This is a genomic window from Vibrio penaeicida (assembly GCF_019977755.1).
Classification (GTDB): Bacteria; Pseudomonadota; Gammaproteobacteria; order Enterobacterales; family Vibrionaceae; genus Vibrio; species Vibrio penaeicida.
The window spans coordinates 694,958-707,820 of sequence record NZ_AP025144.1 but is presented as its reverse complement, the minus strand read 5'-3'; the positions used below and the strand labels follow the sequence as shown (position 1 = coordinate 707,820).

General features: G+C 42.8%; 8 protein-coding genes and 1 tRNA gene. 6 read left to right on the top strand and 3 right to left on the bottom strand.

The window, feature by feature from the left end; all coding sequences use genetic code 11:
- Positions 1–57: 57 nt before the first annotated feature.
- Positions 58–1,905 carry an RNA polymerase sigma factor RpoD gene (gene rpoD, locus LDO37_RS03465; protein ID WP_126606538.1) on the top strand — a complete coding sequence of 616 codons (1,848 nt, stop codon included), beginning with the start codon at positions 58–60 and terminating at the stop codon, positions 1,903–1,905.
- 142 nt (positions 1,906–2,047) lie between these two features.
- A tRNA-Ile gene (locus LDO37_RS03460) sits at positions 2,048–2,123 on the top strand.
- Between the two features lie 276 nt (positions 2,124–2,399).
- On the opposite strand, the gene LDO37_RS03455 is transcribed toward LDO37_RS03460, so the two are convergent.
- The 3 genes from LDO37_RS03455 to LDO37_RS03445 form a co-directional block, all read right to left on the bottom strand.
- A complete protein-coding gene (locus tag LDO37_RS03455; protein WP_126606539.1) occupies positions 2,400–2,768 on the bottom strand; it encodes a hypothetical protein in 369 nt (122 codons plus the stop codon).
- On the bottom strand, positions 2,765–4,369 hold the full coding sequence (locus LDO37_RS03450) for a trypsin-like serine protease (RefSeq protein WP_224055428.1): 1,605 nt from the start codon (positions 4,367–4,369) through the stop codon (positions 2,765–2,767). The genes LDO37_RS03455 and LDO37_RS03450 overlap by 4 nt, the downstream gene beginning before the upstream one ends.
- Positions 4,370–4,503: 134 nt before the next feature.
- A complete protein-coding gene (locus LDO37_RS03445) occupies positions 4,504–7,296 on the bottom strand; it encodes a methyl-accepting chemotaxis protein (RefSeq protein WP_126606540.1) in 2,793 nt (930 codons plus the stop codon).
- Positions 7,297–8,111: 815 nt separating this feature from the next.
- Here LDO37_RS03445 and LDO37_RS03440 point away from each other — a divergent pair.
- From LDO37_RS03440 to LDO37_RS03425, 4 genes are all read left to right on the top strand, one after another.
- Positions 8,112–9,905: a lysophospholipid acyltransferase family protein gene (locus LDO37_RS03440; protein ID WP_126606757.1), complete on the top strand. Its 1,794-nt coding sequence runs from the start codon at positions 8,112–8,114 to the stop codon at positions 9,903–9,905.
- A 188-nt stretch (positions 9,906–10,093) separates the two neighbouring features.
- Positions 10,094–11,242 carry a histidine decarboxylase gene (locus tag LDO37_RS03435; protein WP_126606756.1) on the top strand — a complete coding sequence of 383 codons (1,149 nt, stop codon included), beginning with the start codon at positions 10,094–10,096 and terminating at the stop codon, positions 11,240–11,242.
- 121 nt (positions 11,243–11,363) lie between these two features.
- Positions 11,364–12,248, top strand: a complete 885-nt coding sequence (locus LDO37_RS03430; protein ID WP_126606755.1) for a hypothetical protein — start codon at positions 11,364–11,366, stop codon at positions 12,246–12,248.
- A gap of 198 nt (positions 12,249–12,446) precedes the next feature.
- Entirely contained in the window at positions 12,447–12,677 is a 231-nt protein-coding gene (locus LDO37_RS03425) for a microviridin/marinostatin family tricyclic proteinase inhibitor (protein WP_104399964.1), read from the top strand.
- The last annotated feature ends 186 nt before the right edge of the window (positions 12,678–12,863 follow it).

The window sequence follows — 12,863 nt, the reverse complement described above, 5'->3', positions numbered from 1 at the left end:
GCGGTTTGCATTTCGCAAAACTAAACTCATCACCAGACCTGAAGTTGGATATCGTCTATGGATCAAAATCCGCAGTCACAGCTAAAAATACTTGTTATTAAAGGCAAGGAAAAAGGCTATCTGACCTACGCCGAAGTAAATGACCACCTACCTCAAGAGATTGTCGATTCTGAACAGGTAGAAGACATCATTCAGATGATCAACGATATGGGTATCAAAGTAGTTGAAACTGCTCCTGATGCTGATGATCTAGCACTGAACGATGACACGAACATCACCGATGAAGATGCGGCTGAAGCTGCAGCTGCAGCACTTTCTAGCGTAGAAAGTGAAATTGGTCGCACCACAGACCCTGTCCGTATGTATATGCGTGAAATGGGTACTGTAGAACTATTGACTCGTGAAGGCGAGATCGATATTGCAAAACGCATTGAAGATGGTATTAACCAAGTTCAGTGTTCAGTTGCAGAATACCCAGGCACGATTTCTTATGTACTTGAACAATTTGACAAAGTTCAAGCCGAAGAACTGCGCCTAACCGACATCATTTCTGGTTTTGTTGATCCTAACGACGAAGAAACTGCAGCACCGACTGCAACGCACATCGGTTCAGAGCTTGCAGAAAAAGATCTGGAAGACGAAGACAAAGACGAAGCTGATTCTGACGACGACGATGATGAAGAAGAAGATACAGGTATTGACCCGGAGCTAGCCGCAGAGAAATTCTCTGAGCTACGCAACGCTTACCAAAACCTTCAACTTGAAATCAACGAACAAGGTCGCGATGTTGCTCTAGCGGGTGAAACTGCGACTGAGCTACTCGATATTTTCCGTCAGTTCCGTTTGATTCCAAAACAGTTTGATTACCTTGTAAATGAGCTTCGCACCTCTATGGATCGCGTACGCACGCAAGAGCGCTTGATTATGCGTTCGTGTGTTGAATACGGTGACATGCCAAAGAAATCTTTTGTTGCTCTGTTCACAGGTAATGAATCTTCAGAGGCGTGGTTGGATGAAGTATTGTCTTCAGACAAACCCTACGCAGCGAAGATTAAACGCAACGAAGAAGAAATTCGCCGCAGTATTTTGAAGCTAAAAACCATTGAAGAAGAAACATCTCTTCCGGTTCAAAGCATTAAAGACATCAGCCGTCGCATGTCTATTGGTGAAGCGAAAGCTCGCCGTGCGAAAAAAGAGATGGTTGAAGCAAACTTGCGTCTTGTTATTTCTATCGCGAAGAAATACACCAACCGTGGTTTACAGTTCTTGGATTTGATTCAAGAAGGTAATATCGGTCTGATGAAAGCGGTAGATAAATTCGAATATCGCCGTGGTTATAAGTTCTCTACTTACGCTACATGGTGGATTCGTCAGGCAATTACACGTTCAATCGCTGACCAGGCACGTACAATCCGTATCCCTGTTCACATGATTGAAACGATCAACAAGTTGAATCGTATCTCTCGTCAAATGCTACAGGAAATGGGTCGTGAACCTCTTCCTGAAGAATTGGCAGAGCGCATGCAAATGCCTGAAGATAAGATACGTAAAGTACTTAAGATCGCTAAAGAGCCAATCTCGATGGAAACGCCTATCGGTGATGATGAAGATTCGCATCTTGGTGACTTTATCGAGGATACAACCCTTGAGCTACCGCTCGATTCTGCTACATCAACAAGTTTGCGTGTAGCAACAAAAGATGTACTAGCAGGGTTAACGCCTCGTGAAGCAAAAGTACTTCGTATGCGTTTTGGTATTGATATGAATACCGACCATACCCTTGAAGAAGTGGGCAAACAGTTTGACGTAACACGTGAACGTATTCGTCAGATTGAAGCAAAAGCACTTCGCAAGCTTCGTCACCCAAGCCGCTCGGAAACACTTCGCAGCTTCTTGGACGAGTAATAAAAACTCAAATATGTATAAAAGGTGAGCACTTGCTCACCTTTTTTGTTTCTAGTGTTCTAAGTGCGCAAAAACTAGACATAAATTACCCCCTCACTATCTAGACACACCCTTAGGCTTCCCCTATAATCATCCACCTACTGGCCCCTTAGCTCAGTGGTTAGAGCAGTCGACTCATAATCGATTGGTCCGCAGTTCAAGTCTGCGAGGGGCCACCATATAAAGAAAAGCCTGAGAGTGATTTCACTTCTCAGGCTTTTTGCTTTTCTAGCTTCTGTTCTCCGAAAGACATCCTTTAGAATCTTGCTTCACTGAAACTTTCAGAGGTATTGAGTCTTGAGAGCAATCTAGAGCAATGCTAAAACACCTCATCAATTAGCTCTCTGTACGATCTAGCAAAAGATTGCCCATATAGTTTGCTGCTTGGATAAAACAAAAGCCATACGTCTGCATGGCTTCATAGGCAATCAATTAGTCATACATAATACAGACTATTACTTCACGGAAGTAACCGCCTCTCGGTTCAATACCTTGACTTCTACGTCCTTCAATTGAGGAGGCAATGAAAGCTGGAATTCCTCGTACATTGGTGCTCTTCTACAATAGTCTGGCTTTGTTCGGATAACACTGACACTGACTTTACCCGCTTCCACTTTGTCAATTTGAAGTTCAAAGCTTTTGTCATCTGTACACCCTGTTGATTGAGCGACGAACATCAATAAGTGCTCCCAACGCTTTGATGAAACCAACGGCTCAACCGTCCCTTCAACAGTATTTACGGACACATTTGGAGCGGTCTCAATCGCGCAGCCTGCAAGCCCAGTAAAAGCCATTGTGGCAACGAGCATCTTTACTATTTTCACTGGTGTGTTCTCCTATTTCTGAATATAGCGAAAGGCAATAGCAATAAGAGCCAGCAAAACGAAAGGCTACCACCTGAAGATCCTGAATTAGGCGTACTCAATTTAATATTTTGGATGTACACAGTATCGTAGTCTGAAGAGTAACCGATGGCTCCTCTTTCATAAACAAACATAACATCATTATTATCTTGACTCAGGGTCGCACGGTAGGAGTAATAATCCGTTTCATGTCCAGTGTACTCAAACACCAATCGTCCATTCACGTACATTTTAAAATAGCCTGAGTTTTGTTGAGCCCATATTCTAGCGTCAAACGTAAGCTCACCTTTCTCTATATTTTCGATTCGCAGCAAAGAGCTCTGCCCTCGTGGTGTGCTACCTGCTTTTAACGTATCAGTGGAATATACTTCCCACGGTGAGGCGTTCGCATAAACAGCGCTTCCTAACCCAGCAACATTTTTCACGTCACTGCTTGCGGCAACTAAACCATATGTGTGTAATTTAGTTTTCAACTCGCTTTTATCAGCATGGGTGGTACTTGCAATAATTTCAGATTCCCCTTTACCTAAAGGAACCGTCACTTCAACGCTAACATTACAGCTTTCACCTTGCTGGAGATCGCCGGCTGTCTCACATTGGTTCTCGATGATTCTCATCTGACTCGTATCAGAAGAGGAGACACTGGATACACGAAAAGGGGTCAATTCATTATTTTTAATCGTCACCGTTTTAGACAGCTTGTTTCCAGCTTGATTAAAGCCAAAGTACACATTCTGGCGGTAGCTGACACCATTCATTTGATCGTTGATCCAACTATTTAAGTAAGCAACGTTTGCGTAGACCCCATACTTTCCTGCTTGAGCACAACCTTCACCCCAACTGACTACGCCCACTTGAGTCGGTGTTCCATTGAGGTCTTGAACTAATGGGCCACCACTGTCACCTTGGCAAGCATCTTTTCCGCCATAGGAGAAGCCCGCACATATAGCAGCTTGATTAATGTTGTTGTATAACCCACCCGATGCTTTGCATGTAGAACGGGAAACAATCGGCAAATCCACATCATACAGTTCGGAAGGGAAAATACCTTTCAGATCACTGTTAGGTTGCTGATTACCCCAACCAATAACCGTGACGTTTTCTCCATTAGAAGGCTCTTGGTTATTAGCAGCGAGTAAGACTTTATCGGAGTTAATCGCTTGGTCGAGCTCAATAACCGCAACGTCATAATTCAGTGTTTGGTTGCTGTAAAGCTCGTGTGAATAGATACTTTGAATGCCAACCCTAGTTCCCTGAGTACTCGCCTTTTTAAGATCATGAATTCCAACGATGACATCCAACTCTTCAGGGTTTACCCCATCAACACAGTGAGCAGCCGTTAAAACATACCGATCACCGAGAAAACTTCCTCCACAGGATTGCCCTAAAAAAGCATCTTTTCCTTTAGTTACTAAAGCCGCCATAAACGGCCATTCACCTTCAGTGGATTTGCTACCACCGATAATTCTTTCCGGCGAAGCAGGGGTTCTCACTGGCTGTTCAGAAGAGGCGGTAGCATTAAATGCGCTTACTATCCCTAAAACCAAAACTGCATTTTTCATTTTCACGTTGTTATCCATGTGTCTTTTTGTCCAAGTTAGAACTTACCAATAATTGATAAAACAGGAATTTGTTCTTTTGTAAAAAACCACGCTTATCACTGTTTATTAATAAAATTTTAAGCCACTGATCGCACCTAAACCTTAAACTGATGCGTGTATTCACTCAGGTTTTCAGCGGATTGGGCAACTTCTTGGCTGGCACCAGATAGCTGTTCGGCACTGGCGGCAGTTTGCATAGACGCCTCACTGATGCGTAAAACACTCTGATTCACCTCTTCCGTTACTTGAGATTGTTGCTCCGACGCGGCTGAAACTTGCGTCATCATGTAGTCTATTTGCTCTATAGACTCTGTTATCTCAATAAACGCTTGCTTGGTACGTTCGGAAAACTCAGCCGTGATATTGGCTTGTTCTTCACTTTTCGCCATATTACTTGTCGCTGAGTCAGCGGCTTTTTGAACGGCGGTGATCATAGTTTGAATATCAGAAGCGGAGGTTTGCGTGCGCTGAGCAAGGGTTCTAACTTCATCTGCAACGACGGCAAACCCTCTTCCGGCTTCACCAGCACGAGCTGCCTCAATGGCCGCATTCAATGCAAGGAGATTGGTTTGCTCTGCAATTTCTTGAATCACTGTAAGCACATGGCCAATTTCTCCACTCTTACTCTTGAGCTCGAGCATGTTTTCATTCGTGGATTTCACATCTTCAACCAGCTGGCTCAAGGCTGCTTCGCTATCGGTTAAAACCTTCTGACCTGAATTACTCTTGGTGTGGGCATCTTGAGCTGCACTCGCAGCACCGGCAGTGCTTCTGGAAACGTCCGCTATCGTGCTCGACATTTGATTGATAGCCGTCGCGACCATTTCAGTATCCTGATGTTGATGGCTTACCGCAGTCGTCGTTTGCTCTGACGCAACGGATGTTTCTTCCGCCGACGACGCCAATGAATTCGAAGCCTGCTGAATATGAGCAATGAGCGCCGTCAGCTTTTCGGACATATCGCGTAATGCGCCATACAGCGTTTCGGAAGAGGCTTTCTGATCAAAATGATGCGTTAAATCACCATTAGCAATTTGCCGAGCTAATTGAATCATTTCTTTAGGTTCGCCGCCAAGAGGTCGCTTAATGGTATTCGCGAGGTAAATAGCAAAGCCAACAGTAAGTACCACGGTGATAGCCAGTAGACTCCAGATGCTCGTACGAATGGTATTCACCGCCGAAAAAGCTTCCGACTCATCGACTTCGGCCACTAATGCCCAAGTAAAATCACCAATATCTAAAGACGAATAGGAGGAAAGGACGCGGTTGCCATTGTAGTCTTCGATGATTTTATCTCCGGACTTGCCTTGAAACGCTTCCATGGTGGCTTCTGTTTTAACACCATTGTTTTTCACGTTCCCTGCAAATGAGGCGCTTACTGTCCTACCTTCTGGATCTAAAAACGAGTCGGATCGCATGCGAAAGTCTTGTCCAACTAAGTAAGACTCTCCGGTCTCCCCCATTCCTGTTCTTAGCTGCATGACGTTATTGATCGCATCTATCGATAACTGAAGTGCAACCACCATTACAGTATTGCCTTGGTTATCCAAAACTGGCTGACCAATAAACGCAGCAGGGTCGCCATTAGATGGCGCGTAAGGTTCGAAGTCCGCGATGTGATATTGCTGGTTATCCAACACTTTTCGGGTGAGTTCACCTAAATTTGAACCGGAATACTCGCCAGTCAGAATGTTGGATTGGTAGTCCGACTCTTTTGCTACGGTATAAAAAACCTCACCGTTTGGCTCGATTAAGAAGAGATCATAGTAGCCATACTTTTCTATGTACTGACTATAAAAATCTATGCCGCTATTGTTTTTAGGCACAAATGATTCGGCAACATCTTTTTCAGTCACCATAACCCAACTCAGCTCATCTGAAACATTGATGATGTCCCAAACAGATAATACCAAGTTGCCGTTATAATCTTTGAAAATGCCTTGTCCGCTTTGACCTTTTAGCCCCATCTCTACAGCATCGGTATTTACCTGAGTGTTGTTTTTGAAAGACGCTACAACAGAATGCCCTGTAGGATCGAGCTTGGAGTCAGAACGCATGAGCTTATCAGGCCCCACTAAATAGGTTTCCCCAGTACTCCCCATTCCCTGTGATTGGCTAACAATGTGGTTAATCTTATTAATGGGGAATTGAAGCGCTACATACCCAGCCACATTGCCGGATATGTCTTTGACGGCGGAAAGAAAGAAGCCAGCTGGTTCATTATTAGAAGGCTCGTAGAGGGTAAAATCACCGACCACAACTTGCCCTTCATCGATGTTCTTATCTACCGCTTGGCGATATGCCTTTGCTAAACCCGAGTGAGTTAACATCTCAGAGTCTAAATTTTGTCCAAGGTCCGATTCACGGGCGCTGGTGTACATGATTTGCCCATTTGGCGTAATCATAAAGACGTCATACCAACCAAAATGCTTTACATACGCATCAATTTCATCTTCAAACATAATGGCATGAAATTCCCACATCCCATCCCCGTAGGAAGCATGTGAAAACATCTGTAAAGCTTCTTCAGCCATCTTTGATTCTGCAAGAAGAGATAAACCTGATTTGAGTTGTTCTAAGTAATCAACAAGCTGTTGCCTTTGGGATTGATTAACCGCGCTGAGCTTTCGAAATGCTTCCAGTTGCAAAGTGTTGGCGACTTCAGTGAGGACATCCATATCCCCTTCGCGCTCTTTAAAGAAGTTTTCTATTTGCGATTGCTTAATACTTCGAACCGTGTCCAATTGATCATATGAACGCTCTCTTAGCGCCTCTTCTGCCAATCCAGATGACCATAAGCCTAAAATTAAAGCTGGAATCAGCCCAATAAAAAGAAGCGCGCCAATGATGACATTTGAAAGTTTAAATCTATTGATGAATCGTCCCATGATTACTCCGCTGAATCCGCTTATCCTAGCCAGCTTTTACACTTCTAATGACGCTTAACTGATGAGAAATCAAAAACATCATCGTGCGGTAAAAATATTTATATCAATAGACATGAGACCTAATTAACAATCAAGTTTCAATAAGCAGAAACACGTTGAAACACTTTTATAATCAGTAATTTATTTCAGATTTATTTACACCATCATTTCGAAAAATGAAAAGCACAAGTGCCAAGTGTAAGGAGGCATGGAAATTAAATATTTAAGGAAGATTTAAGATAAAAGGCAACTAGATGGAAGAGCTAGGAAGAAATATAAGAAGGGGTAAATTGGCGAGCAAGAAATCTTAACATGCCCGCCATCCAAGCAGCAGTAAGCGAGATATCATTATGTTGTACTAGTGTGGAAATGGGCTTATCTCATGAGCCACATATCTAAATTAGCATATTCAAATATAAGTACGATGAATTATTCAGCATTTTGCGACTGAGTTATTTTTTAGCGTTTCAAAATTTATCATTGTTACATTTTTACACACTTTTACTGATTATCGCGTCTAAGCAAGAAGATCCAAAATGATCTTGCTGTCTTAATAAAACCCACACTGTCATTTTTCCGACTTGTAATCGAAGCCAAATTGTCACTTCTCCGTCATAGCATAACCTTGTCTCCTCCATAAATGTGCAGGCGTAAGGTTCGTTCGATCAAGTGCCTTAATTAGTCGGTTCATCAATGGATTGGGTAGTTAAAGCGCATGAGATGTAAATGGCTGAACTCCCCCATACCTACGCTTTTAAAATTGATTAGAGGTTCGCATGACAGTAAGCAGTCCATTCAAAATCCCAAGGAAAACCCCATTTGGAATTGGTGAAGCCGTTGCAGAATGGGCAACAGGGCTCAATCAACTCGACAAATTCTATGCTCAACGTCCAGTAGGATGTGATACCGCGCAATTCCTTCGTTTCACATTGGAGAAATTGGGGATTGAATATCAGCTATTGCAAGGCACATTAGAAAAAGTTCCGAAATCGGGGGCAACCGTTGTGGTTGCTAATCATCCACTTGGGTGTGTCGAAGGGGTAATACTGGCAGAGCTTCTTCTGACAATTCGATCTGATGTTCAAATTTTGGCAAACCAGTATCTTAAAACGGTGCCAGAATTGGATAAGCTATTCATTGGTGTGGATGTATTTGAAGGTCGAGAAGCTCATAAAGCAAACCTCAAAGCATTGCGCCAGGCACACCGGCATTTAGCTAATGAAGGGATACTGCTCGTTTTCCCTGCGGGAGAGGTGTCTCAGATAGAAAGAAGACGGACAAAAGCGCAAATACAAGACAAAGAGTGGAGTCGTTCTGTCAGTTCTCTCATCAAAAAGAACAAAGCTGTCACAGTGCCATGTTTTATTGATGGTCAAAACTCTCGTCGTTTCTACATGGCTGGAAAGATTCATCCCTTGCTCCGTACGCTAATGCTAGGACGAGAGCTACTGAACAAACGTCAATGTAATATCGGAATCAGCATTGGCGACGCCATTCAGTACAAAGAAGTTCACTCCCTTTGTGACTCTCAGCTGATCAATTATCTGCGCCTAAATACTTATCTTTTGAAACCAGCAAATTCAATTAAGCACTACACCTCTCCTTCAACAACCGGAGAGATATATAGTAATGCCACTCCAATTGCGCCTCAGCTCCCAGTAAACGAGCTATTAAACGACCTGAAAAGCCTTCCAGATGAAACGCACCTTTTGGATAGTAATCAATTCTCCGTATATTGTTGCCATTCAAAACGTATCCCAGCCCTTTTACATGAAATCGGTCGAATGAGAGAAGAGAATTTTCGGTTGGTAGGGGAAGGCACGGGGCGAGAGCTAGATTTAGATGCCTTTGATAAGGAGTATCTGCACTTGTTTGTTTGGGATAACGATAAAAAGTGCTTAGTAGGTGCCTATCGCCTTGGGGTTGTTGATCACCTAATGCAAAACGGTGGGCTCAATGCACTCTACTCTCGAACCCTGTTCCAGTATAAACACCGATTCATTCAAAAAATGAGCAAAAACGGCAAATGTATTGAGATGGGGCGTTCGGTTATCGCCAAGGATTACCAACGCAGTATGAGCGCTTTATTGTTGTTATGGAAAGGGATCGGAACATACATTCAGCGAAACCCTGAATACACCCACCTTTTTGGTCCAGTGAGTATCAGTAACGATTACAGTGACAAAGCAAGAAAGCTACTTGCTGAAACGATGACAATGCACCATTACGATACAGATAGCGCGCATTATGTTAAACCCACTAACCCTCTAAAAGATGAAAGCAGTGTGTGGAACCCCAGTTTGCTTGCAGCCCTAGGAGATCTTCAACTTCTCTCTAGAGTGATCGCTAGAATAGATGATGGGAAGACGCTACCAGTATTGCTGCGCCAGTATCTTGCTCTCAACGGAAAATTAGTCAGCTTCAACGTCGATCCTGCATTCAACAATGCGCTTGATGGGTTAATCCTTGTTGATCTTCGAAATGTACCAATAAAAACATTGGCGAGGTATATGGGGCGAGAAAACGCGCAGCGCTATCTAAAAAGACACGCCTTAAGCGAGCATAATTAAGTGCAAATAACATTGAAGAATCAATACTAAGCCGGATGCCAGGCGTCCGGCTTAAACGCCGTAAAAATAACTTTACACAGCCAACTCAAATAGAGATATGTCAATCAAGTTACATTTATTGTTCACTCTTACATCAATTGCTAGCATCTTTACTAGACGCACGCACATATGTAAATGGATGTATATAAATGGCATTATCTCCTCAGGACCAGCAAACGCTTCAAGAATTCTTTGAATACTGCAAAACACACCAATACAACAATATTGGCTACCCTGTTGCAGCAGACTTTAATTACAAAGATCTCGATGAATTCTGGCAGTTTTCATTTAATAACTGTGGAGATTGGGCTGAAACATCAAACTACCGATTGAATTCTTTTTACTTCGAAAAAGAAGTGATGGCGTATTTTGCAGATAAGTTTCAATTGCCCTTTGATGAGTCTTGGGGATACGTGACCAATGGTGGTACGGAAGGCAATATGTATGGGTGCTATCTAGCGCGCGAAATGTTCCCCAACGGCATCTTGTATTTCTCGGAAGATACGCACTACTCTGTCGCAAAAATCGTTCGCCTATTAAGAATTGAACACCGAGTCGTAAAAAGCCTTCCAAATGGCGAAATGGATTACAGCGATCTTGAAAAACACATTGCTTCGAATGGAAAAGCCAACCCAATAATATTCGCTAATATTGGCACAACCCTGTACGGCGCTACGGATGACCTCAGCAAAATTAAGCGCATCTTATCGAATGCAGGCTTCCAAAGGGACGAATACTACCTTCATGCTGACGCGGCTTTTCATGGCATGATCCTACCTTTTGTCGACACCCCACAGCAATACTGCTTCTCTGATGGCATCGACTCCATTTCTGTTTCTGGTCATAAAATGATTGGGGCTCCTATTCCTTGTGGCATTGTACTCACCAAGAAATCCTACGTAGACAATATCAGCGTTGCCGTGGATTACATTGTCGCTATCGACAAAACCATTACAGGATCCCGTAATGGATTAACACCATTAATGATGTGGCATGCCATCAAAAGTAGTACTGAACAGGAAAAAGAATTGCGCGTTAAACGCTGCCTTAGGTTGGCCGAATACGCCGTAGAAAAACTTCAGAACAAAGGCGTTGCGGCTTGGTGTAACCCAAACTCTGTTATTGTGGTATTCCCAACACCTACAGAAGCCGTATGGCGCAAGTATGGGCTTGCGAATTCAGCTAAGCATGCACATCTCATCATTACAGGACACATGATCGATAACACCGAACTGTTAGAGCAACTGATTGAAGATGTTGCAGAAGATACTCTCAGCCTTCAGCCTACATGCAGCTAACTTGAGAATGGTGTGATTTTTAAAAGCAACAAAGTGTAATCATTCTCATTTATATGCCATTAAGCTCTTATGGTTGATATTGTCCCCTTAATTTTTATATTCAACAAATTAAGGGTATAGAGTGAATAAGGCGGTTATAGCGGCATCTTTCTCAAGTATTGTGTTAGTCGGTTGTGGTGGTGGAAGCGGGGATACCAACTCTTCCACTCACCCCACAGCCAAAAGCAATTGTGGCGAAATTCACTTAAATAGAGGTTATAGCAACACCGAATTGGTCAGTTCTTATTGGGGAACACAAGATCAGCAATCAAGAATCCTTTCTAGAGTTCACCCTAGCTCCTTCAGCGGATCGGTGGATACGACATTAACCTCTAGTTCAGCCCAATGTCAGCAAACCCTGGATGCATTAAGCGGTTATGCCTACCATATTTGGGAAGGAGAGTCGCAAGGTAACTTAGCTACGGGCGAGCAGTTTTATTTTAAACCCACCCTTCGAGTTCAATACGATCTCCCACCAGTCGAGTCATATCAAAAATGGGTCGAGGAGAGCAAACCAGAATTCGTGAATACCACCATAAACAAGGTAGAGCTCTATTCTGTCGTTGCTATTGGAAGTGGCAGTAGTTACCAAGATTTTAGACCTTCAAGTTCAGAAGCCATGTACTTAGCGGAACTTCCCCTTCAATGTACAGTAGCTTTACCTACCTCAGTAAAAATTACGGAGAGCTCGCCTAAATCCATCGCAGATATACAGGTTGCGAATATAGACACTCGATACTGTAGCGAGCCTACTGATGGTGTGATTAATAACAAAAGAGAATTGGTCAGAAACTGTATATCAGCCTCTCCAATCACAGAAAAAACACCAGTCAACTGTACTTTCAACAATGCCAAGGTTGGTGTTCCCGACAACAAAGGTAACTACTTTCCAGCTTATGTTTCTGGCAGCGTGACTCGAGAGCAAGGTCAAGATTTTGTATTACAAGTCAATAAGGTGGAGTATTAAATTTGAAATTTAAGGCGGCGATAACTTTCGTCTTTACCTATTACTTAATGGCATTCATTCTAGTTTGAACTCGGGCGAAGTTTTTCAATCAATGAGAAAAAGTCGCATTTTTTCCTTTATTTTTTTTTGCTTTCACAGAAAAATACGCACTGATTATGACTATTAATCAGTAAGTTATAAAACTAAAAGGAATTTAACATGAGTAAGAACACTCCATTTTTTTCAAATTTTGTTGAGTCACAAATTGAAGAATTGTCACAAGAAGAGATGACACAGTGCGCCGCGGGTAAAGTTGACGGAGCTTTTGAGTTTACAGCTTCAGCTAGCAGCTTTGTAACTCTAAAAGCACCTTCAGATGCCGATGAGCTCGCGTTCGAAGATGTCATCCTTAGAGGTACTTGTCCGGGGATGAACCCGACTTTAGCCTAAACTGATGCAGTGCCTCTCATTTTCCTGAGGGGCAACTTACCTTAAAAGTGATGTTTATATCACTTTAAATTCCACATAAAGCACTAATTAAGCACGATATTCTGGCTTGATACCCCACCCTTTCTAGCACAATTACCTTTATCTCCTTACCAAACAGAATTCGTAAGAATAATCAATTAATCAAAG